General features: G+C 62.6%; 19 protein-coding genes. 15 read left to right on the forward strand and 4 right to left on the reverse strand.

Annotated features, from left to right (window positions below; translation table 11 throughout):
- Positions 1-47 precede the first annotated feature (47 nt).
- Positions 48-995 carry a 4-hydroxy-3-methylbut-2-enyl diphosphate reductase gene (gene ispH, locus E8F12_RS21520; protein WP_280327213.1) on the forward strand — a complete coding sequence of 316 codons (948 nt, stop codon included), beginning with the start codon at positions 48-50 and terminating at the stop codon, positions 993-995.
- A 17-nt stretch (positions 996-1,012) separates the two neighbouring features.
- Here the strand turns inward: ispH and E8F12_RS21525 are convergent, their stop codons facing one another.
- The gene (locus E8F12_RS21525; protein WP_280327214.1) at positions 1,013-1,528 is read right to left on the reverse strand and encodes a GspH/FimT family protein; all 516 of its coding nucleotides are present in this window, start codon (positions 1,526-1,528) and stop codon (positions 1,013-1,015) included.
- A gap of 443 nt (positions 1,529-1,971) precedes the next feature.
- On the opposite strand from E8F12_RS21525, the gene E8F12_RS21530 reads away from it, so the two are divergent.
- The 13 genes from E8F12_RS21530 to E8F12_RS21590 all read left to right on the forward strand — a co-directional run bounded on the left by E8F12_RS21530 (position 1,972) and on the right by E8F12_RS21590 (position 16,103).
- On the forward strand, positions 1,972-2,355 hold the full coding sequence (locus E8F12_RS21530) for a type IV pilin protein (RefSeq protein WP_280327215.1): 384 nt from the start codon (positions 1,972-1,974) through the stop codon (positions 2,353-2,355).
- A gap of 5 nt (positions 2,356-2,360) precedes the next feature.
- Complete coding sequence (gene pilV, locus E8F12_RS21535) at positions 2,361-2,933, forward strand: type IV pilus modification protein PilV (protein ID WP_280327216.1); 573 nt, start codon at positions 2,361-2,363, stop codon at positions 2,931-2,933.
- Positions 2,930-4,075, forward strand: a complete 1,146-nt coding sequence (locus E8F12_RS21540) for a PilW family protein (protein ID WP_280327217.1) — start codon at positions 2,930-2,932, stop codon at positions 4,073-4,075. Before pilV (E8F12_RS21535) ends, E8F12_RS21540 begins: the two co-directional genes overlap by 4 nt.
- The gene (locus E8F12_RS21545; protein WP_280327218.1) at positions 4,072-4,569 is read left to right on the forward strand and encodes a PilX N-terminal domain-containing pilus assembly protein; all 498 of its coding nucleotides are present in this window, start codon (positions 4,072-4,074) and stop codon (positions 4,567-4,569) included. Before E8F12_RS21540 ends, E8F12_RS21545 begins: the two co-directional genes overlap by 4 nt.
- Positions 4,570-4,594: 25 nt before the next feature.
- Positions 4,595-7,642: a PilC/PilY family type IV pilus protein gene (locus E8F12_RS21550; protein ID WP_280327219.1), complete on the forward strand. Its 3,048-nt coding sequence runs from the start codon at positions 4,595-4,597 to the stop codon at positions 7,640-7,642.
- A complete protein-coding gene (locus E8F12_RS21555) occupies positions 7,639-8,175 on the forward strand; it encodes a GspH/FimT family pseudopilin (RefSeq protein ID WP_280327220.1) in 537 nt (178 codons plus the stop codon). Before E8F12_RS21550 ends, E8F12_RS21555 begins: the two co-directional genes overlap by 4 nt.
- A gap of 195 nt (positions 8,176-8,370) precedes the next feature.
- Positions 8,371-9,462, forward strand: coding sequence for a glycine oxidase ThiO (thiO, locus tag E8F12_RS21560; RefSeq protein WP_280327221.1), 1,092 nt, complete (start codon positions 8,371-8,373; stop codon positions 9,460-9,462).
- Between the two features lie 283 nt (positions 9,463-9,745).
- On the forward strand, positions 9,746-10,210 hold the full coding sequence (locus E8F12_RS21565) for a GspH/FimT family pseudopilin (RefSeq protein WP_280327222.1): 465 nt from the start codon (positions 9,746-9,748) through the stop codon (positions 10,208-10,210).
- Entirely contained in the window at positions 10,210-10,647 is a 438-nt protein-coding gene (gene pilV / locus E8F12_RS21570) for a type IV pilus modification protein PilV (protein ID WP_280327223.1), read from the forward strand. The genes E8F12_RS21565 and pilV (E8F12_RS21570) overlap by 1 nt, the downstream gene beginning before the upstream one ends.
- 10 nt (positions 10,648-10,657) lie before the next feature.
- Positions 10,658-11,689, forward strand: a complete 1,032-nt coding sequence (locus tag E8F12_RS21575; protein ID WP_280327224.1) for a PilW family protein — start codon at positions 10,658-10,660, stop codon at positions 11,687-11,689.
- Positions 11,690-11,705: 16 nt separating this feature from the next.
- Positions 11,706-12,218, forward strand: coding sequence for a PilX N-terminal domain-containing pilus assembly protein (locus E8F12_RS21580; protein ID WP_280327225.1), 513 nt, complete (start codon positions 11,706-11,708; stop codon positions 12,216-12,218).
- 16 nt (positions 12,219-12,234) lie between these two features.
- Positions 12,235-15,690 carry a PilC/PilY family type IV pilus protein gene (locus E8F12_RS21585; RefSeq protein WP_280327226.1) on the forward strand — a complete coding sequence of 1,152 codons (3,456 nt, stop codon included), beginning with the start codon at positions 12,235-12,237 and terminating at the stop codon, positions 15,688-15,690.
- Positions 15,687-16,103 carry a type IV pilin protein gene (locus tag E8F12_RS21590; RefSeq protein ID WP_280327227.1) on the forward strand — a complete coding sequence of 139 codons (417 nt, stop codon included), beginning with the start codon at positions 15,687-15,689 and terminating at the stop codon, positions 16,101-16,103. The genes E8F12_RS21585 and E8F12_RS21590 overlap by 4 nt, the downstream gene beginning before the upstream one ends.
- Positions 16,104-16,271: 168 nt before the next feature.
- On the opposite strand, the gene E8F12_RS21595 is transcribed toward E8F12_RS21590, so the two are convergent.
- The 3 genes from E8F12_RS21595 to E8F12_RS21605 are packed head-to-tail and all read right to left on the reverse strand — an operon-like array spanning position 16,272 to position 19,439.
- Entirely contained in the window at positions 16,272-17,609 is a 1,338-nt protein-coding gene (locus E8F12_RS21595; protein WP_280327229.1) for a sigma-54 dependent transcriptional regulator, read from the reverse strand.
- A 2-nt stretch (positions 17,610-17,611) separates the two neighbouring features.
- Complete coding sequence (locus tag E8F12_RS21600) at positions 17,612-19,213, reverse strand: ATP-binding protein (protein WP_280327230.1); 1,602 nt, start codon at positions 19,211-19,213, stop codon at positions 17,612-17,614.
- Positions 19,203-19,439 (reverse strand): PP0621 family protein, encoded by a 237-nt coding sequence (locus E8F12_RS21605; RefSeq protein ID WP_280327231.1) that lies wholly within the window; start codon positions 19,437-19,439, stop codon positions 19,203-19,205. The genes E8F12_RS21600 and E8F12_RS21605 overlap by 11 nt, the downstream gene beginning before the upstream one ends.
- Positions 19,440-19,611: 172 nt before the next feature.
- Between E8F12_RS21605 and E8F12_RS21610 the strand changes: the two genes are divergently transcribed.
- The gene (locus E8F12_RS21610) at positions 19,612-21,243 is read left to right on the forward strand and encodes an NAD+ synthase (RefSeq protein WP_280327232.1); all 1,632 of its coding nucleotides are present in this window, start codon (positions 19,612-19,614) and stop codon (positions 21,241-21,243) included.
- Positions 21,244-21,356 lie beyond the last annotated feature (113 nt).

Here is a 21,356-nt window from a genome sequence, read left to right on the forward strand (position 1 = left end):
CGCGAATGGGCAATTCCCGGCCGCGACGGCTGTACGAGGTAACCAGCATGCAAATCAAACTCGCCAACCCCCGTGGCTTCTGCGCCGGCGTCGACCGCGCCATCGAGATCGTCAACCGCGCCCTCGAGGTGTTTGGCCCGCCGATCTATGTGCGCCATGAAGTGGTGCACAACAAGTTCGTGGTCGAAGACCTGCGCGCCCGCGGCGCCGTGTTCGTCGAAGAGCTGGACCAGGTGCCGGACAACGTCATCGTCATCTTCAGCGCCCACGGCGTTTCCCAGGCCGTGCGCCAGGAGGCCGCGCGCCGCGGTCTCAAGGTGTTCGACGCCACCTGCCCGCTGGTGACCAAGGTGCACATGGAAGTCGCGCGCTACAGCCGTGACGGCCGCGAATGCATCCTCATCGGCCATGCCGGGCACCCGGAAGTCGAAGGGACCATGGGCCAATACGACGCCAGCAACGGCGGTGCCATCTACCTGGTGGAAGACGAGGAAGACGTCGCCCGTCTGGTGGTGCGCAACCCCGAGGCCCTGTCCTTCGTCACCCAGACCACCCTGTCGATGGACGACACCAGCCGCGTCATCGACGCACTGCGCGCCAAATTCCCCAGCATCGGCGGCCCGCGCAAGGACGACATCTGCTACGCCACCCAGAACCGCCAGGACGCGGTCAAGCAATTGGCCGGCGAAAGCGACGTGGTCCTGGTGGTCGGCAGCCCCAACAGCTCCAACTCCAACCGCCTGCGCGAACTGGCCGAACGCATGAACACCCCCGCCTACCTGATCGACGGTGCCGAGGACCTCAAGCGCGAGTGGTTCGACAAGGCGCAGAAGGTCGGCATCACCGCCGGCGCATCGGCTCCCGAAGTGCTGGTGCAGGGTGTGATCGAGAAGCTCAGGGAGTGGGGCGCCGAAGTCGCGGTCGAGCTGGATGGTCGTCCGGAGAATGTGACTTTCTCCATGCCGAAGGAATTGCGGGTAGTCAACGTCGGCTGACATTCCCCTTCAGGCCATCAACATGGGCCGGGTTGTTCTTTGGTACGACGCACCCGGCCTGTAGCACTGATCACCAATTTTCGGACGGCCAGCTTGCCGTTGGCATGGCAGAGCACCAAGGTTCCAGCCTGAAAAGCGCCGCTGGGCATTGATGTCCGCCCTGTCGGCATATAACGCACAAAGCGCCGCACGGGCCCGTTCCCCTTGATGATCAGCCCGTCAGGCTGCGGGCCAACCTCAGCCAACACCTGCTCACCTTCGTCCCACCTGGCGTTGTTGTTCTGATCGGCGTAAACACGCCATCCTGCGGACCAATTCTCGCCCTGGTTGTCGACCAGAACCGGGACCCTCCTGGTGACCGAAGCTTGTCTCGCCTGGTTGAAACTGACGAAGAGCGCGTGGCTTGCCGTGCTCAGTTGGTAGGACCGTATGAAGTCCGTCATTGCTGGCACGCCAAGGCTGATGAGTAGTGTGATGAGCGTCAGCACAACCAGCGCTTCGATGAGCGTGAAACCGCGAGGGATTCCAGCCATGGCATCCGTGCTCTCCTGGCGTGAACGAGTGGGCGACCTGTCGTCGGTGGTCTTGGCCCGCCCGTCGCCGATGAAAGGACGTCAGTCGGAACCGACCTATAAGCTTCTGGAATTGAAGGATTTTCTCAATGTCGCCCGATCTTTGAGGTAACGAAGAAATCTCCGGAATTTGGCGGCAGGTCACTTTGTAGCCTGTAGGAAAGGCGCATCCTATATGCGCGATTGTGCTAAGGCTTAACGCGGCCCAGTTGTTTCGCGTGGGGTCTGTCGAGTTGTCGGGTGCCAGAGACGAGGCAGGCCCGACCAAGGCTGTTGTTGGTGTGGAAGTTGCGGCAGCAGTTGGAGGGTGGAGAATGAGCGAGTTGAAAGGATCTCAACTGATGTCGAGGGCCGCGAAGCTGAATCCGGCATTCCTCCGGTCGTACAACCAATAAGGTGACCCCGTGGGCAGAACGAAACAGGGTGGTTTTACCCTCATAGAACTCATGATTGCGGTCGCGATCGTTGGCATCCTGGCTGCAATCGCCTATCCCAGTTACCAGCAATATGTGATTCGCGGGAACCGGGCTGCGGCCCAGGCGCAGATGATGGATATCGCCAACCGCCAGCAGCAGTATCTCCTGGCCAATCGTACCTATGCGACCAAGGAGCAACTTGGATACAGCCTGGAGAGTGATCTGGTCGGCAGGTACACCGATAGCGTCACTCTTGGCACTGGTGCCGTTCCCACCTTCACCATCACCTTTACCGCGACCGGCTCGCAGTCGAGCGATGGCAACCTGACCCTCAACAATGAAGGGGTCAAGACCCCGGCGGCGAAGTGGTAGGTGCGATGAGATCGTTTTCGTCCTTGAACCCACAGCGTGGCCTGACCCTCATCGAGGTACTGGTCACTATCCTCATCCTTTCCATAGGGTTGCTTGGTATGGCGGGCCTGCAGGCGCGGCTTCAGCAGTCCGAGATGGAAGCCTATCAGCGTGCCCAAGCGTTGCTGCTGCTCGATGACATGGCCAATCGCATCGCCGCTAATCGCAACGTGGCCTCGACTTACGTCACCGGAACGAGTAGCCCGCTGGGAGCCGCAATGACCTGTGCAACCGTGACCGGAACCTCCTCACGGCGCGACCGGGACATCAGCGAATGGTGCAACACTTTGCAAGGCGCGGCGGAAACGTCCGGCACGAGCAAGGTCGGCGCCATGGTCGGAGCGCGTGGTTGTGTGCAGTCACTCGGCAGCAGCCAGTACATGGTCACCGTGGCCTGGCAGGGGATGACGCCGATTTCGGCTCCACCGGCAGGGGTGGCGTGCGGGGCCAACAGCTACAACGGCGCGACCGGGGCCGTCTGCCAGAACGATCTCTGCCGTCGTGTGGTAACCACCATAGTGCGTGTCGCGAACCTATGAATGACAAGAACGTACCAATTCGCGGAATCGCGTCCGAAGGTTGCGGTCGCGGGCGGCAGTCGGGATTCAGCCTGGTCGAGCTGATGATCGCAGCCACTATCAGCTTGCTGATAATGGCGGCGGTCCTGACGCTTTTCCTGGATGTGTCGAGGACCAACGATGAAATGGCCAGGACCAATGCTCAGATCGAGAATGGCCGGTTTGCGCTGCAACTGCTCCAGGAAGACCTGGCCCATGCCGGCTTCTGGGATGGCTATGTCCCGGAGTTCGACGACCTGAGCAAGAGCGCCGTGCCGAGCGACGTTCCCACCGTGGTACCCGGACCCTGCTCGTGGAGTGCGGCCGATAATACGAATCTGATGGGTATCTCCGTGCAGGCGTATGACGATGTGCCTCCCGGTTGCAACACGATAGTCACCAACAAGAAAGCCAACACCGATGTGCTGGTCATCCGGCATGCGGAAACCTGCCGCCCCGGGGTGGGCAACTGTGAAGCGGAAGTTGCCGGAAAGCTCTATTTCCAACCCTCTTTTTGTGCGACCGATCCGGCGCGCTACGTGCTGGGCACCAGTGGCTTCACCATGAAGAAGAGGAACTGCACCACGCTTTCGGAGAAGCGCAAGTTCGTCTCCAACATCTACTACGTCCGCGATTTTTCCGTGACTGCCGGGGATGGCATACCCACGCTCATGCGCTCGACATTCGGGGCAGGGGCGGCTCCAGAGGCAGCGGAGTCCCTCATTGAAGGGATAGAGGGCTTCCGAGTCGAGCTGGGCCTCGACAACGTCGGAGATGGTGGCGTGGCGAACGACTATACAGCGGCGGTCAGCTTCGCCCTGGATACCAATGGCGAAGCTGATCGCTCACGGCCAACCAACCGGGGCAACGGCGCCGCAGACGGCAACTTCGTGCGTTGCCCGGCCGCTGGCTGCACGGTGAGCCAGCTAATCGACGTGGTCGCGGTCAAGGTCTTCCTACTGGTGCGTGGCATTCAACCTTCTCCGGGTTACAGCGACGGCAAGACGTACGCCCTGGGTCTCGCCGATCCCGCCGCGGAAATTGTCGGCAGCAACTACAAGCGCCATGTCTATTCCACGACCGCGCGCCTGGTCAACGTTTCGGGACGGAGGGAAACGCCATGATTACAAGCGCTTCGAAACGCGATCAGCAGGGCGCGACCCTGGTCGTCGGGCTGATCATGTTGCTGATGCTCACCCTCCTGGTTGGCAGCGCGTTCACCATGAGCGGCAGCAGCCTCAAGTCGGTGGGCAATATGCAGGCGCGTGATGAAGCGCTCGCGGCTGCCAACCTCGCGACCGAACAGGTGGTCAGCTCGCCATTCACGGATGCACCGACTGCCGAATGGATCAACGTGGATATCAATAATGACGGTGCAACTGATTACACCGTCAGCATGGCGCCCCCAACTTGCATCAGCGAAACGGAACTTCCCGTAGTCGCCGAAGGCAAGGAAAGTGGTATACGCGCAGGGGTAGTGACGCCGGATTCGCAGTGGAACACAGTCTGGGAGCTGGCGGCGACAGTGACCGACCCGGTCAGTGGTGCTGCTACGAAAGTTCGTTCGGGCGTGCGGGTCGTGCTCTCGCAAAGCGAAAAGGAAAGTGTGTGTCCGTAACCGAGGATTGTTTTAGGAGAGCGGCATGAGAACGGGGTTCTTGAAAGGAATGGTGGCCGCTGTGGCCCTGGCGTACTGGCTACCTGGACACGCCGAGGATATCGATCTTTTTGTGAGTTCCGCTCCCAGTGCCAACGATGTGCCGAATGTGCTGATCGTCTTGGATAACACTGCCAACTGGAACAATGCCTTCGCCAACGAAATGGCGGCTCTGGGTACTGTGCTGAGTGGTCTGGATGCCGACAAGTTTCGTGTTGGCCTGATGTTGTTCACGGAAACTGGACAGGGCAACTCCAATACGGATGGCGCATATGTGCGCGCGGCCATTCGACTGATGAACAGCACCAACAAGGTCAAGTACCAAGAGCTGATTCAGAGCCTCCACATCACCGATGACAAGTCCAACGGCGGCAAGGCAGGCTTGGCTATGTGGGAGGCGTACCAGTATTTTTCTGCTGGCGCACCCCATGCTGGCAATGGCAAGAACAAAGCGGACTACACAGCGAATAATTTCGGTACGGCTGCCTCAAAAGCGATTTATGCGATTTCGGAGAATGCACTTTCCTCCAAAAATGCGACCGCTTACAACACGCCTATTGCTTCGGGCTGCGCGAAAAATTTCATCATCTATATCAGTAATGGTGCAGCGCAGGACAACAACTCCGATATAACCATAGGCACCGCTGCGCTTGCCGCCGCGGGCGGTAGAACGACCGCCATTCCAATTTCCCCCAGTGGTTCGCAGGATAACGTAGCGGACGAATGGGCCCGCTTCATGAGGGCAAGCGATCTCAATATCAAGACCTACACGCTTGATGTAAACAAGTTGACCACAGGCCAGGGGCCCGGTTGGACCGCCTTGATGAAGAGCATGGCGAACTCCAGTGGTGGGAAGTATTTCGACGTGACGAGTACGGGGTCGGAAATTGCGGATGCACTGAATGCGGTGTTTTCTGAAATTCAACCCGTGAACAGCGCATTCGCCTCTGTCAGCCTGCCTGTGAGCGTCAATACACAAGGTACTTACCTGAACCAGGTATTCATAGGGATGTTCCGCCCTGATGAGAACATGCTGCCCCGCTGGGATGGCAACCTGAAGCAATACAAACTTGGTATATCCGATGGTGTCTTGAGGCTGCAAGACGCTGCTGGGAAAACAGCGGTCAATAGCTCGACCAACTTCATTACACCCTGTGCGCGTAGTTTCTGGACGCCCACGACATTGGATAGTTATTGGGCATTCAGTGGCGATGCGCAGGGTACCTGTACTGAGATTGCCAACTCGGAAAGTTCGAATACTCCGGATGGTAATGTGGTTGAGAAAGGGGGGCAGGGCTATCTATTGCGAGGTGACACTTCGCGCACCGTATACACCTGTAACCCAACCTTTGCCTCGTGCACCGAACTGACCGAGTTCACATTCAGCAACACCGACGTCTCGGCGAGCCTGCTCGGCGTCTCGGCGACAGATGATCCTTCGGATGTAGATACAATCGATGAGCGAACCGAACTGATCAACTGGGCGCGTGGCCTAGATCTCGACGACGAGAACGGAGGTGCGGTAACCACGGAAATGCGTCCTTCCGTACATGGAGACGTCGTGCACTCTCGCCCGGTAGCGATCGACTATGGCACGACTGGGGCACCAGAGGTTGTCGTGTTCTATGGCGGCAATGACGGTGTATTCCGAGCAATCAATGGCAATCGTAGTAACAGCATCGGTGACGTCGCGGCCGGAGATGAACTCTGGTCATTCGTTCCGCCCGAGTTCTACGGAAAGCTCAATCGTCTTCGCGAAAATACGACGACCATCCGATTCCAAGGTAGCGAGGGTGGCGAGCCCAAGGACTACGGCATTGATGGGCCGATCACGGCGTTTCGCGGAAGCATCAGCGGCACGCAGAAGACCTTCATTTACGCGGGAATGCGTCGCGGCGGACGAGCTCTTTACGCATTCGACGTTACCGATCCGGCCAGCCCGGAGCTGAAGTGGAAGGCCGGCTGCCCGAACCAGGGCGACGATACTGGCTGCAGCGTCGGCATGAGTGGAGTTGGTCAGACCTGGTCATCCGCGATGGTGCTGAAAGCCTCAGGCTATGATTCTGGAAACTCGCCGCTACTGATCATGGGCGGGGGGTATGACAACTGCGAGGATACAGACGACGGCACGTCCAATCATTCATGTACCAGTTCCAGCAAGGGCAACAAGATATATGTACTGGACGCCCAAACCGGTGCGGTGCAAGCAACGCTGAATACCTTGCGGGGCGTAATTGGCGACGTGACCGTGGTGCCCGACAGCTCCGGACTGGCAGCATATGCATATGCTGCGGATCTCGGGGGAAATATCTATCGAATCGCCATGGGCAACGCCGCACCAGGGAGCTGGTCAATCACCCGTATCGCAGCGCTGGGATGTGACAATGGCGGTAGTTGCGATAGCAACCGGAAGTTCATGTTCGCGCCAGAGGTCGTTTCCTCTGGTGGAAGCTACTTCTTGCAGATTGGTTCGGGAGATAGGGAAAAACCATTGAGCAGCTATGCTGCGACAGCCGGCGTTGCCAACTATTTCTTCAATATCAAGGATCGGCCGACCGACGCTGACTGGCTTTCTACTGGTACATGTACGGGTAGTGTGATCTGCCTGGATTCACTGCTGGAGATTTCCGATAGTTCCAACCCGACCCAGGCGGATCTGAACTCTAAGCCAAAGGGCTGGCGCCTTGCGTTGTCTCCCGCGGAACAGGTGGTGACCTCGGCGGTGACTGTGTTCGGTCGGATTGTATTCAATACCCATGAGCCTACGCCTCCTGATCCGGGCGCCTGTACCACTCTCGGTACCAACCGTGCCTATAACATTGCCTACACAGATGCCTCGGGATTGGATGGGGATCGCTTCGTCGAACTCGAGGGGGGTGGATTGTCCCCATCCCCAGTGGCAGGCACGGTCAAACTGGATGATGGCACCGAACTGCCATTTGTCTGTATGCTCGATTGCTTTGAGCCGGACCCTGAGTTCACTTCGGTTGTACAACCCAAAGGCCGGGTTTACTGGAGCATCGACCGAGAATGAGCGGCTTACCCATGAACGTGGGGAGGGCGGGCGGCGCCAGGCGGCGCTGCTCCGCAGGCTTCACCCTGATCGAGTTGATGGTCACGCTGGTGGTGTTGGCAGTCTTGCTGGGAATCGCAATTCCCTCCTTTACCGACGTCACCCTGGCTAGCAAGCTTCGGTCCCAGGCGAACGAGCTGGTTGCCGGAGCGCAGCTCGCTCGCAGCGAGGCCATCAAGCGCAACCAGCCGGTGACGTTTTGCGCTTCGGCAAACGGCTCAACCTGCGCTTCGTCGGGAGGCTGGGAGCAGGGCTGGATAGTGCGCAACTCCGGCGGCACGGTGGTGCAGGCCCATCCGGCTGCTCCGAGCGGGTACCTGATTTCCTCCGCTGTGCAGAGCATTGCATTCCAACCCACGGGCACGGCCTCGGCGAGCGCTGTATTGAAGGTCTGCCGCGCTTCTCCGGATGAGGGCGATCAGGAGCGTCTGATTTCCATCAGCGTCACGGGACGCGCCTCGGTGTCCAAGACTAACGACGGTACCTGTCCCTGACCCGGGACGTGCCGTCGCAAGGATCAATCGGGCGCACATCTTCACTTGCCGCTGCCTTAGAATCCCCTTCCCGGTGCCGGCTTCCGCCGGCACCCTGATACTGCGTTCATATTCTCCGGGCGCTGCTTGCGCGAGGCTCCCGTGGGCGCCCATTGCCTGCGACGCTCCGGATTTCCCAGTTGTTCTGGAGGTTCCATGCGCGTTTTGCTGGTCGGTGGGGGGGCTATCGGGTTGCTGTCGGCATACCTGTTGGCACGGGACGGAGTCGAGGTCTGCTTGTTGGACAAGGGGCCTTGTGGCCGCGAGTCGTCCTGGGCCGGTGGCGGTATCGTCTCGCCGCTCTATCCCTGGCGCTATTCCTCGGCCGTGACGGCACTGGCGCATTGGTCCCAGGACTTCTACCCCCAGTTTGGCCAGCGCTTGTTCGCTGAAACCGGAATAGACCCGGAGGTCTATGAGACCGGCCTGTATTGGCTGGATCTGGACGACGAGGCCGAGGCCCTGGCGTGGGCCGCTCGCGAAGGGCGGCCGCTGGCGCCGGTGGCGATGGACCAAGTGCATGCCGCCGTGCCGCCGCTCGGGCCGGGTTTCCAGCGTGCCATCCATATGGCTGGCGTGGCCAATGTGCGCAATCCCCGACTGACGCGCGCCCTGCGCGAGGCTTTGCTGCGCATGCCGAACGTGACCCTGCATGAGTCCTGTGAGGTGCGTGGTTTCATTCGCGATGGTCAGCGAATCACCGGGGTGAGCACCGCTGGCGGAGAGTTCCTGGCGGACCGCGTGGTGCTGGCGGCCGGTGCCTGGAGTGGTGAGCTGCTGGCCAGTCTTGGTCTGGCCTTGCCGGTGGAGCCGGTGAAGGGGCAGATGATTCTCTTCAAGTGTGCCGAGAACTTCTTGCCGGCCATGGTGCTGGCGAAGGGGCGCTATGCGATCCCGCGCCGGGACGGGCATATCCTCGTGGGCAGTACTTTGGAGCATGCCGGTTTCGACAAGACGCCCACCAGCGAAGCCTTGGAAAGCCTGAAGGCATCCGCCTTCGAACTGCTGCCGCAATTGAAGGATGCCGAGCTGGTGGGGCACTGGGCGGGTTTGCGTCCGGGCTCGCCAGACGGGATTCCCTTTATCGGTCCTGTGCCCGGGGCGGACGGCCTGTGGCTGAACTGCGGCCATTACCGCAACGGGCTGGTGCTGGCGCCGGCATCGTGCCGATTGCTGGCGGACCTGATGTTGGGGCGTGCGCCGATCATCGATCCGCAGCCATACGCGCCGGTGGGGCGCCTGGGGTGATGCCGGGATCGATCTGACGCACTTGGGGCTTGCGACCGGTGCCCTTGCAGGCCCCGGCCCCGGCGTTCTGTTAAATCATCCTCGGCAATCTTGTGGCCAAGCTCGCAGTTCGCGAAAACCCAATTTAAAACGAACGTGCCACTAAGCTACTATGCGCGCATAAATTGCCGCTGGTCGTTAGATTTCGACCGCTCGTCATGGAAGGTCGGCAAGGTCGGGGCAGGAAGCTCCGCGGCGTGAGCTCCGGCTCACGCAGGTCAGGACCATTCTATGAGGGCAGGGAATGTCGCAGCGAGGTTTCACGCTGATCGAACTGATGGTCACGCTCGTCGTGCTCGCAGTATTGATCAGTTTGGCAGCACCGAATCTTTCCCAGATGCTTCGCGAGAACCAGGCAGCGGCAGAACTTGAAGCGTTCTCCGGCATGCTCAGCTATGCGCGACGCGAAGCGGTCCAGGGGGCTCAAACCGTAAGGCTCAAGGGGCCGCTGGCGGCCGATGGCAGCTGGCAGTTGTTGCGCGAGCGGGACAGCCTGGAACTGCGCCGCTTCCCGCCCCTCACCTCATTCGTGGCCGGACCGGCGGGGCTGCAAGACATTCTCTTCGACTCGCAGGGCCGCCTGGTCAGCGCGGCCAGGATGGCTTTCACCCTGGCGTTAAAGGACGCGTCACTGGGCTGCACCACTTTCAATCGCAGCGTTTCCATCGAGCTGTCCGGTTCGATTTCCCTGCAGAAGCGAGGCTGCTGATGAGTGCGTCGTCCCAACGAGGGGCCTCGCTCATCGAGGTCCTGGTCGCAGTGCTCCTCTTCTCCATTGGTGTACTGGGTCTGGCTGCCATGCAGCTCACCGCGTTGAAGGCGAACCAGACCGCGTCCGTACGCTCCCATGCGACCTTCCTGGCCTACGAGATGGCGGATCGCATGCGCGCGGCGCGGGGAGATGCGCAGGCGGGGTTCTACAACCTGGCGGTTGGCGCCGCCCTGCCCTGTGATCCGGTCAAGGAAACCTGCCTGCCTTTCCAGCGGGACCTGGCGGAATGGCGCGCCAATCTTGCCCGGCAACTGCCGGAGGGGAGTGGCGGTGTGGTGCAGAACGGTGACCGCTTCACGGTGATCGTGCAATGGAACGAGGAGCGGGTGGGCGGAAACGCCGCTCAGCAGTTCTCCTTCGTCACGCAGATTTGACGGGGTGCTCATGCGCAAGCAACGCGGCTTGAGCCTGGTGGAGCTGATGGTGGCCATGGTGATCGGCCTGGTCATCAGCCTGGCTGTCCTCCAGGTCTTCATCAGCAACAAGAACACCTTCCTCCTCCGGGGGGCAGCGGGAAAGCTGCAGGAAAACGGGCGCTTCGCCCTGCAATACCTCGCCGCCGAACTGCGCCCTGCGGGAGTGGGGGTGGGGACTCGGCTCGATGAGGACGACATCTGCGTGGTGGCCGCCAAAGGCGACTCCGCGGAATGGAGCGCCATGAACCGCCCCATCTGGGGAAAACGCATCACGGCAACCGGCGGCCTCGGGGTGGTAGGCACCGACCAGCTGGCGATCTTCGCCAATGACGGTTGCGAGTCCTTTCTCACCGCCGGCGAGCTGCTCAAGCCCTCGCTCAATGCGAATCTCAAGGTCACGGCCTACTGCCCGAGCATGCAGCAGGACCATGCGGTGATGGTGCTGGACATGGAGAAGGCGGTGGTCATCCGGATCACCAACAAGCCGAATTCGTCCGGCAACGGCCAGGTGACGCTGACCCATGCCGCGAGCAACAACGACATGAACGCCAAGTGCGGTGGCTTCAAGTTCTCGGATATCCAGTTCAACGCCCCGGCGCGGGTGGTGGGCTTCGCCTACAGGACCTTCTATGTGGCGGATACAGGCCGCGTCACGGCAACCGGGCAGCCCATCCGCGCCTTGTTCGTCCGCGACGCGGCGCAGATTCCCGCGCAGACCAACGAAGTCGTAGAAGGCGTTGAGTCGCTGCGCACCAGTTTCGGCGTGGCGGCGGACAACAGTGTCGGCGTGCAGACGTACCTGAGCCCGGCCGAGGTGGAAGCGGCCAACCGTTGGGATGATGTCCGCACGGTGAAGATCGATCTGCTGCTGGCCAGCAATGATCGAGTAGCGGGAGCCCAGGACCAGGCTGTCCAGTTCGGGGGGGCGGCAGTGGCGGCGGATGGGCGCCTGCGCCAGGTATTCAGCACGGTAGTGGCCCTGCGCAACCGGGTCGACTGATGAGGCAAGGATAAGCATGCAAAAGCAAAAAGGAGCGGTGCTGCTGGTTTGCCTGATCGCTCTCCTGGCATTGACCGTGCTGGGGGTTACGGCGATGTCCGGCAGCACCCTGCAGGAGCGCATGGCCGGTGGTGCGCGGGACTACAACGTGGCGTTCCAGGCGGCCGAGAGCGCCTTGCGGGTGGGCGAGGCCTATGTGCGCCAACAGGTGGAGGCCAGCGTCGATCCTACCCAGTTGTTCCTGGCCAGCACCGATTGCCCGGCTGTCACGGCAGCACAGTGGACGCCGCCCGCCGAACTCAACAGCAATCCGCGTAAGCCGGTCTGCAAGGTGCGCAATTTCTACGGTGCGTCGGGCGGCGCGACCACCTTCGTGTGCGAAACCGACGGCTCGATCGCCGAGAACCGCGCGTTCGACTGCCTGAGCCGGACCTATCTGTTCAACGTCGAAGCCACCGGTTACGCCGGCGGGGATGCCGAAGTGCACCTGCGCTCCACCGTGGCCATTGCCATCCGCAGCCAGAACTGATCGAAGGGAGACACGGATGATCGGCTCGAAATACTTCTTTGCGGTACGGGCATTGCTGGCCGGCCTGCTGACCGCCGCAGTCAGCCACAGCGCCCTGGCGGCATTCGTGCCCGGGCAGGTGCCGTTGAACCTGGGGGGGCAGGTCGAGCCGAACCTCGCCTTCATCCTGGACGACTCGGGTTCCATGCGCTGGGGCTTCCTGCCTGACGATCTGAAACCCTCCTATCTGGAGCGGACGGGCGATTGGTACGAGCGCAAAGAGTGTGCCGACAGGGGCAGCTATGCGGGCAGCAACCTGCATTTTTGCCCAAAGTCCGGTCATCGCTACCTGGCCTCCAGTCACTTGAACAAGTCCTACTACAACCCGACCGTGCAGTACCTGCCGCCCATCAAGAGCGACGGGCAACGCTACGCCAATGCCAGCTTCACGGCCGCCTACCTTAATGGCTATACCGGAGGGCAGACGGTCAACCTCGCCAGTAGCTATATGGCAATCATGGATGACTTCTTCTCGCCCAACAGCTACGAGTGCTTGAACAAGCGTTGCAGCGACGTCGCGTATTACAACGGCTTTGCCATAGGCTCGGCGAACGGGGGCGGCGCGGCCTTCTACTACGAGTTCACCGGAGGGGGCAGCTGTGTCAGCAATCCCCGCCAGGATGCCTGCTATGCCGAACGTAGCGTGGGCGCCGCTGAGCAACAGAACTTCGCCAACTGGTTCTCCTACTATCGGACCCGCATGATGTCGGCCAAGGCCGGGGTCAGTCAGGCATTTTCCGCGCTGCCCGGAGACATCCGGGTTGGCTACGGTGCGATCAACCTGACCGAGAACACCGTCGATTCGCGCAAGACCGATACGCTGGTGCGCGGCGTGCGTCGATTCGAGGGGACCGGGCGCTCCGAGTTCTATGACTGGCTGTTCGCGGCCAACGCCTCGGGAGGCACCCCCCTGCGCAAGGCGCTGGGTGATGCGGGTGAGTATTACGCCCGCCAGGACGCGGTGGGGCCCTGGAGTTCGACGCCAGGTCAGGCCGGAGGGAAGGACTACGCCTGTCGGCAGAGCTATACCATCCTCACCACCGATGGTTACTGGAACGGTGATGCAGCGTCCAAGGAAGCCGCCCGCGCCAACGTGGATAACAGCAACGGCCCGGTGATCAGCGGGCCGGATGGGCAGACCTATCGTTATGTGCCCAAGGCGCCATTCAGCGACAGCGAGAAAAGTACCCTGGCGGACGTCGCCATGTACTACTGGAGCCGCGACCTGCATGACACCCTGGCCAACCGCGTGCCGACCGATCCGGCGGACCCCGCATTCTGGCAGCACATGGTGACCTTCGGCGTCGGTCTGGGCATGAGCGGCACCATTGACCCGCAGACTGCGTTCGCCGCAGTCAAGAATGGCGCCGCGGTGACCTGGCCCAGCCCGACCAGCAGCGCCCCGGCCAAGCTGGATGACCTGCTGCACGCGGCGGTCAATGGTCGTGGTGGTTTCTTCAGCGCCCAGGACCCACAGCAGTTCGCCACCGCCCTAGGCGAGACCCTGGCGTCGATCAGCGATCGTACCGGCTCGAACACCTCGGCCGTGCCCAATGCACGCCGCCTGGACAGCAACACTCAGGTCTACGAGGCCTTCTATACCAGCTCGGACTGGTCCGGAAAATTGCTGGCGAAAAAGCCCAAGCAAACCAGCGCCGGCATCGTTTTCGAGGAAGTCTGGGAGGCGGGACAGAAACTGGGGCGCACCTCGCGCAGCCTGCTCACCCACGACGGCGTCGCGGGCGCCAATCATGGCCAGGCGTTGAACTGGAGCGGCCTCAGCGCGGAACTCAAGGCGCACTTCAATGACGATGAGGCGCTGTTCAACTACCTGATGGGCGATCGCACGAACGAGGCGCCGGCCGGCAGGAAATTCCGCAAGCGCTCCACCCTGCTCGGCGATATCGTCAACTCCACCCTGGTGTTGGCCAACAAGCAGGATTGGGGCTTCCATGGCCGGGTGCCCGTCGCCAGTGGCGGCCAGACCTATGCCGAGTTCGTCGCCGCCAAGTCGAGCAAGTCGCCGGTGCTGTTCGTCGGCGCCAACGATGGCTTCTTGCACGCCTTCAACGCCAACAATGGCAACGAACTCTTCGCCTACATGCCCAACGGCGTGCTGGGTAACGTCAAGCTCCTGGCCAACAGCGACTACAAGCACCGCTACTTTGTGGACGGCAAACTGCACATCCGCGATGCCCGCCTGAACGGTGCCTGGCGTACCGTGCTGCTCGGCAGCCTCGGGGCTGGTGGGAAAAGCGTCTTCGCCCTGGATGTCACGGACGCCTCCGGCAGCACCGGATTCAGTGCCAGCAAGGTGCTGTGGGAGATCAAGGACGACGCCGACCTGGGCTACAACTTCGGCGAGCCATTGGTCGGGCGCATGAAGGACGGCAGCTGGGCGGCGATCTTCGGCAACGGCCACGGCAGCACCAACGATGACTCGGTGCTGTTCATCGTCGACCTGGCCACCGGCGCCGTGAACAAGGTGCGCGCGGGCAAGGCCACGGGCGGCCTGTCCAGCCCGTCCTTCGTGTATGCCACCGACAGCTCGGGCAACATCTACGTGAAGGATGTGTACGCCGGTGATCTCGGCGGCAACCTGTGGAAGTTCAACCTCAAGGGCAATGGTTCCGGCGTCGGCGATTTCGAGGTCAGCCTGACCTCCGGCAACAAGCCGCAGCCGCTCTACGTCGCGACCGATACCGCGGGGACGCGCCAGCCGATCACCGTCAAACCGGAAATCGCCTACCACCCGGACGGCTATGCGCAGGGGGCCATCGTCTATTTCGGCACCGGCCGGCTCTATACCTCGGGGGATGTGGTCGACACGACCAAGCAGACCTTCTATGGCATCTGGGACAAGCTGACGAGCAACGGCTCCTCCACCGCCTTCAGCGGTCGTTCGGACCTTGAGCAGCGTTCGATACTGTTCGAGGGCGAGGCCTTCGATCGCGATGTGCGGGTGCTCGACGCACCGGCCACGGCCATTGACTGGAGCAAGAAACGCGGCTGGTACCTTGATCTGACCTCTCCGGTCAAGGGCGCCCAGGGCGAGCGGGTAATCTTCGCGCCGCGCATCCTGCTCAATCGCCTGGTCATCGAAACCGCCATCCCCTCTGCCGACCCCTGTCTGGCCGGCGGTTCCGGCTGGACCATGGTGCTCGACCTGGCAACCGGCGGGCGGCTCAACTATGTCCTGCTGGACCTGAACAAGGACGGCAAATTCACCGATGCAGATATGGTCACGGTCGGCGACCAGAAGCTTCCGCCGTCCGGCATCGGCTCTTCCGGCAGCATACCCACCGGATCATTCGACCTGATCGATCCGCAGAAGTACTGGCTGTGCCGAGGCACCGGGGTGGATGACTGCATTCCGGCCGCCAATACCCTCAATGTTCTCGAAGGCCGTCAGTCCTGGAACCAGATTCGATGAGAAGCAGCAAGGCATTCACCCTGATTGAACTGATGATCGTGGTGGCGGTGATCGGCATCCTCGCCGCGATCGCCTATCCCAACTACGCGGAGCATGTGAGGCGGGGCAAGCGCGCCGAGGTGAAGGCGGCCTTGATGGAAGGCGCGCAGGCGCTGGAGCGTTACTACTCCACCCACGGCTCCTACCTCGATTCCGAAGGCAACTTTGCGGATACCTTTGCCACGCAGGCGCCGGCTTCAGGGGCGGCCAACTACACCATCGCCGCCCAGGGCGCCCCAACCGCAACCACCTACCAGCTGCGTGCCACCCGCACCGGCAGCATGGCGGATGACCCTTGCGGCGACCTCCAGATCAGCCACACCGGCGAGCGCACGCTGGCCAATGCCACGCGTACGGTGGCCCAGTGCTGGTAGACGGCAGAGGGTTTGCGATTCGATGCCCCGGGTAGGGTGCGCTGTGCGCACCAGGACGGGTCCCAGGGAACGCGCCGGGATAAATTCTTCTGCAGGGCTTCGCCAGTCGGTGCGCATGGCGCACCCTACGAACCTACCCGGAGTGGGCTTGTTCCGAGGGGCCGGGCATCAGTCGATGCCCAGCTTCTTCAGGCGATAACGCATCGAGCGGAACGTCAGGCCCAGACGCTGGGCGGCGGCGGTGCGGTTCCAGCGGGTTTCCTCGAGCGCCTGCATGATCAGCTTGCGCTCGATGTCTTCCAGATAGTCTTCCAGGTTGTCGATCTGCGCCAGGTTGGCTTCGCCGGCCTCGGCCGCGCCCGTGGCTTCGGAGAGACGCAGGTCGCGGGCCTGGATCTGGTCGTCCTCGCAGAGGGTATAGGCCCGCTCGAGCATGTTCTCCAGCTCGCGCACATTGCCGGGGAAGCGGTAGCACTTGAGCTTGTCCAGGGCTTCCGGCGCCAGGCTGGCGGCCGGCAGGCCGCTTTGCTGGGCCAGGCGCTTGAGCATGCTTTCCGCCAGCAGGGGGATGTCCTCACGGCGCTCGCGCAGCGGCGGCACGCTGAGTTCAATGACGTTGAGGCGGTAGTAGAGGTCCTGGCGGAAGCGGCCGGCGGCCACCTCGGCGGCCAGATCCTTGTGGGTGGCGCTGAGGATGCGTACGTCCACCACCACTTCCTGCTGGCCGCCGACCGCGCGCACGGCCTTTTCCTGGATGGCGCGCAACAGCTTGACCTGCATCGCCAGCGGCAGGTCGGCCACTTCGTCGAGGAACAGGGTGCCGCCGTTGGCCGCCTGGAAGAGGCCCTGCTTGTCTTCCACCGCGCCAGTGAAGCTGCCTTTCTTGTGGCCGAAGAACTCGCTTTCCATCAGTTCGGACGGAATGGCGCCGCAGTTGACCGGCACGAAGGGGCGGTCGGCGCGCGGGCCCTGTTCATGGATCAGCCGCGCCACCAGTTCCTTGCCGCTGCCGGATTCGCCGCTGATGTAGACGGGGGCTTGGCTGCGGGCGAGTTTCTGGATCTGCTTGCGCAGGGCATTCATCGGCGGCGAGGCGCCCAGCAGGCGGCCGTCCACTGGCGCTTCGCCATCTTCTGGTGAGCGCAGGCGCAGGGCGGTATTGACCAGTTCGCGCAGGCGGCCGAGGTCCACCGGCTTGGTGACGAAATCGAAAGCGCCGGCCTTGAGGGCGTTCACCGCGGTGTCGAGGTTGCCATAGGCCGTGATCATCGCCACTGGGACCAACGGGTGGCGCTGCTGGATGTGCTGAACCAGTTCCAGTCCGGTGCCGTCGGGCAGGCGCATGTCGGTCAGGCACAGGTCGAAGGGCTCGCGAGCCAGCCATTCGCGCGCTTCCTTGAGGTTGCGCGCGCTGCGGGTGTCGAGCTTCATCCGCCCGAGGGTGATCTCCAGCAGTTCGCGGATATCGGGCTCGTCGTCGACGATCAGGGCTCTCTGTCGGGTCATGGTCAGCTCAGTTTGCGCGGGTGGGCAAAGGTGATGCGGAAGCAGCTGCCGCCTTGCTCGCGCGGTTTGTAGTCGAGGCGGGCCTGGTTGCTCTCGCAGAGTTCGCGGGAGATGTAGAGGCCCAGGCCCGTGCCCTTGCTTTCGGTGGTGAAAAAGGGTTCGAAGATATTGTGCACCTGCTCGGGTGGTATGCCTTCGCCGTCATCCTCGACTTCCAGCACCGGGAGGTCGTTTTCCGGATCACGGAAGAGCTTCAGCCAGACCTGGCCCTGGGTGTTCTGCTTGGCGCTGTAGCGCAGGCCGTTCTGCACCAGGTTGGTCAGCACCTGGGTCAGCTGGTGCGGGTCCATGCGGGTCTGCAGGGTGCTGCCGAGGGTGGCCAGGTGCAGGGTCTGGCCGGGGCCGGCGGAGGTGCGGAACTCGCTGGCGAAGCGGGTCAGCCAATATTTGAGGTCAAGCAGCTGCGGCTCCGATTGCCGGCGGCGGGAGAGCTGCAGGACGTTCTCGATCACCAGGTTCATGCGCCGCGAGTGGTCCTGGATGATCTGCGCCAGGCGCCGGTCCGGGCCCTGCAGTTCTTCCGATTCCTGAAGGAGTTGGGCGGCATGGCTGATGGCGCCCAGGGGATTGCGGATCTCGTGGGCGATGCCGGCGGTCAGGCGCCCGAGGGCGACCAGTTTGAGCTGCTGGGCTTGCTGGGCGATCTGCGAGATGTCCTCGAGGAACACCAGGGTGTTCTGCTGGCTGCCACGCTGCAGGTGGACGAAGCTTGGTTGCAGCGTCGGACCGTCGACGAAGGCCTGGATGCCCTGCGGTCGGAGGGTAGGGTTGGCCAGCCAGTGCTGGAGGCTCTTCAGCAACTCCGGGCACTGCGAGTCGAGCACCTGCCCGGCGAGTTCGTCCTTGCCCAGCAGGTTCTGGGCGCCGTTGTTGGCGAGCAGTATGTGGTTCTGCGGGTCCAGTACCAGGATGCCGGTGCGCATGCGCTCGAGTATCTGGGCGTTCAGTGCTTCCAGGTTGGCGACGTCCTCGGCACGCTGTTCGGCCAGGGTTTCGCTGGTTTGCAGACGGCGGCTCAAAGCCTGGATGAACAGGGCCGCGGCGAAGCAGAGGGCGCCAAAGCCGCCGGCCTGGACGAACTGGCTGGAAGCTTGCGGGTGGCTGAGGCTGAGGTAGAAGGTCAGGTAGATCAGCCCTATGGTCGCCACCGCTGCCACCAGCAGGCCGATGCGCCCGCGCAGCAGGATATTGGAGATGGCCACCGAGACCACCACCAGGTTGGCGATGCCGCTGGGGGTGCCGCCCGCCGCGAAGAACAGGCAGGACAGAAGCAGCACGTCCACCAGGGCCAGACTGAACACCTGCACCATGCTCCGCGGGCGCTGCACCAGCGCGGCGATCAGGGTATTGAGGATCAGGTAGAACCAACTGGCCTTGCGGAACAGGTCCGGTTGGGCCAGGTCGAGCAGGCTGTCGTCCAGGTCGCTGGAGATCAGCAGCACCAGCGCCAGGCCGATCAGCAGCCGGTAGAGGCTGTAGAGACGGAAGATGCGCCGCCCCTGGGCGCTCAGGGAGCTGGGGGCGGGCCGGGTATCAGCGCTCACCAGGGCTCTGGTCCTGTTCGAGATGGGCCCGGCTGCAGTACCAGCGGTCGTCCCGGGACAGGGCGAGGGTGCGGGGAACGTGCACGCCGCATTGGGCGCAACGCACCATGGGCTGGGTTTCTTCGTCCTGGCGCGGGGCCGGGCGGGGCTTCGAAGGGGTCTTGAAGCGGCGCCACAGCCAGATGGCGGCAAAGATCACGGCAATCCAGAACAGCAGGCGAAACATGCCGAAGGTGCTCTCATTTCGATGGGAAGCTGGCAGTTTAGCCAAGCCGGCTGTCCGCGCACAGAGACCAGCCGCACGCTGTCGCACCTTGCCTGGTTTTCGCTGGGTGCGAGGCGGAGTATGGTGGCGATGAGACGCGTTCGATGCCTTGGACAACGCTGAGGAGGCGGCCATGCGCCAGAGCCTGCGAATCGTGATGGCCCAGCTCAATCTCCGTGTTGGCGATGTTCACGGGAATGTCGAGCGGATCATCGAAGCGGCAAATTCCGCGCGCGAGGCCTGGGAAGCGGATGTCATCGTCTTCCCCGAGCTTTCCCTGTGCGGCTATCCGCCGGAAGACCTGCTGCTGCGCTCCAGCATGCAGCGGCGCGTCGAGCGGGGCCTGCAGCGCCTGCGCGACGAAGTGCGCGGCATCTACCTGGTGGTGGGCTATCCCTGGCTGGAGGACGAGCTGCGCTACAACGCCTGCGCAGTGATAGCCGACGGCCAGTTGCTGGCCACCTATTACAAGCAGCGGCTGCCCAACTACCGGGTGTTCGACGAGAAGCGCTACTTCGAGCCGGGCCTGCAGCCCTGTGTGGTGGATATCAAGGGCGTGCCGGTGGCGTTGTCCATCTGCGAAGACATCTGGTTTCCCGAGCCCATGGAACAGGCCCGGGCGGCAGGCGCGCAGCTGATGCTGAGCCTGAACGCCTCGCCCTTCCATCTGGACAAGCAGCTCGAGCGTGAGGAACTGCTGGCCGAGCGGGTGGCGGAGGGCGAGATACCGGTGATCTACGTCAACCAGGTCGGCGGCCAGGACGAGCTGGTATTCGACGGCGGGAGTTGCGTGATGGACGCCGGTGGCATGATCTGCCAACGCGCGCCGGCCTTCGTCGAAGGCCTCTACCCGGTCGACCTGCAGTTGCAGGAAGGCTGCTGGATGCCACGCCGGACCCACTGCGCCGAGTTGCCGGAGCTGGAGGCGAGCGCCTACCAGGCATTGGTGGTGGGCGTGCGTGATTACGTGCAGAAGAATGGCTTCAAGGGCGTGGTGCTGGGGCTGTCCGGCGGCATCGATTCCGCCCTGACCCTGGCGGTGGCGGTCGATGCCCTGGGACCGGAGCGGGTCGAGGCGGTGATGATGCCCTATCACTACACCGCGCAGATCAGCCTGGAGGATGCCGAGACCGAAGCGCGTCTGCTAGGCGTCGCCTACCGGGTGCTGCCGATCGCCCCCATTGTGGATGCCTTCCACCAGGCCCTGGTGCCTGTGTTCGACGGCCATGCCCGCGACGCCAGCGAAGAGAACCTGCAGGCGCGCTGCCGTGGCGCCCTGTTGATGGCGATTTCCAACAAGAAGGGCAGCCTGGTCCTGACTACCGGGAACAAGAGCGAGCTGGCGGTGGGCTATGCGACCCTGTACGGCGACATGGCCGGCGGCTTCGACGTGCTCAAGGACGTGCCCAAGACCCTGGTGTTTCGCCTGGCCGAGTACCGCAACAGTCTGGGGCCGGTGATTCCGCCACGGGTGATCGAGCGGCCACCTTCGGCCGAACTCGCACCGGGGCAGCAGGATGAGGATTCATTGCCGCCCTATCCGCTGCTGGACGAGATCCTCAAGCTCTATATCGAGCACGACCTGTCGGCCAACGCCATCATTGCCGAGGGGTTCGACGAGGATACGGTGAACCGCGTGCTGCGCATGGTCGACCGCAACGAATACAAGCGGCGACAGGCGGCGGTCGGGGTGCGGGTGACCCAGCGCGGCTTCGGCCGGGACCGGCGCTATCCCATCACTTCCGGTTGGCGGCTGGGGGACTGAGTTCCATGCGAAATCCGCCTGCGCGTATCGACCTGTCGTTGAGCGCAGGCTCCTCATCGCCCGATGAAGTTTCGCATTGAACCCTGGTCCTGATGTCCTGCGGTTGCTTGGCA

The sequence above is a fragment of the Pseudomonas sp. BN102 genome (assembly GCF_029871245.1).
GTDB lineage: Bacteria > Pseudomonadota > Gammaproteobacteria > Pseudomonadales > Pseudomonadaceae > Metapseudomonas.

Coding starts and splice junctions, on each gene's coding strand:
- ispH (WP_280327213.1), top strand. CDS start 48: ATGCAAATCAAACTCGCCAACCCCCGTGGCTTCTGCGCCGGCGTCGAC.
- E8F12_RS21525 (WP_280327214.1), bottom strand. CDS start 1,528: ATGGCTGGAATCCCTCGCGGTTTCACGCTCATCGAAGCGCTGGTTGTG.
- pilV (WP_280327216.1), top strand. CDS start 2,361: ATGAGATCGTTTTCGTCCTTGAACCCACAGCGTGGCCTGACCCTCATC.
- E8F12_RS21540 (WP_280327217.1), top strand. CDS start 2,930: ATGAATGACAAGAACGTACCAATTCGCGGAATCGCGTCCGAAGGTTGC.
- E8F12_RS21545 (WP_280327218.1), top strand. CDS start 4,072: ATGATTACAAGCGCTTCGAAACGCGATCAGCAGGGCGCGACCCTGGTC.
- E8F12_RS21550 (WP_280327219.1), top strand. CDS start 4,595: ATGAGAACGGGGTTCTTGAAAGGAATGGTGGCCGCTGTGGCCCTGGCG.
- E8F12_RS21555 (WP_280327220.1), top strand. CDS start 7,639: ATGAGCGGCTTACCCATGAACGTGGGGAGGGCGGGCGGCGCCAGGCGG.
- thiO (WP_280327221.1), top strand. CDS start 8,371: ATGCGCGTTTTGCTGGTCGGTGGGGGGGCTATCGGGTTGCTGTCGGCA.
- E8F12_RS21565 (WP_280327222.1), top strand. CDS start 9,746: ATGTCGCAGCGAGGTTTCACGCTGATCGAACTGATGGTCACGCTCGTC.
- pilV (WP_280327223.1), top strand. CDS start 10,210: ATGAGTGCGTCGTCCCAACGAGGGGCCTCGCTCATCGAGGTCCTGGTC.
- E8F12_RS21575 (WP_280327224.1), top strand. CDS start 10,658: ATGCGCAAGCAACGCGGCTTGAGCCTGGTGGAGCTGATGGTGGCCATG.
- E8F12_RS21580 (WP_280327225.1), top strand. CDS start 11,706: ATGCAAAAGCAAAAAGGAGCGGTGCTGCTGGTTTGCCTGATCGCTCTC.
- E8F12_RS21585 (WP_280327226.1), top strand. CDS start 12,235: ATGATCGGCTCGAAATACTTCTTTGCGGTACGGGCATTGCTGGCCGGC.
- E8F12_RS21590 (WP_280327227.1), top strand. CDS start 15,687: ATGAGAAGCAGCAAGGCATTCACCCTGATTGAACTGATGATCGTGGTG.
- E8F12_RS21595 (WP_280327229.1), bottom strand. CDS start 17,609: ATGACCCGACAGAGAGCCCTGATCGTCGACGACGAGCCCGATATCCGC.
- E8F12_RS21605 (WP_280327231.1), bottom strand. CDS start 19,439: ATGTTTCGCCTGCTGTTCTGGATTGCCGTGATCTTTGCCGCCATCTGG.
- E8F12_RS21610 (WP_280327232.1), top strand. CDS start 19,612: ATGCGCCAGAGCCTGCGAATCGTGATGGCCCAGCTCAATCTCCGTGTT.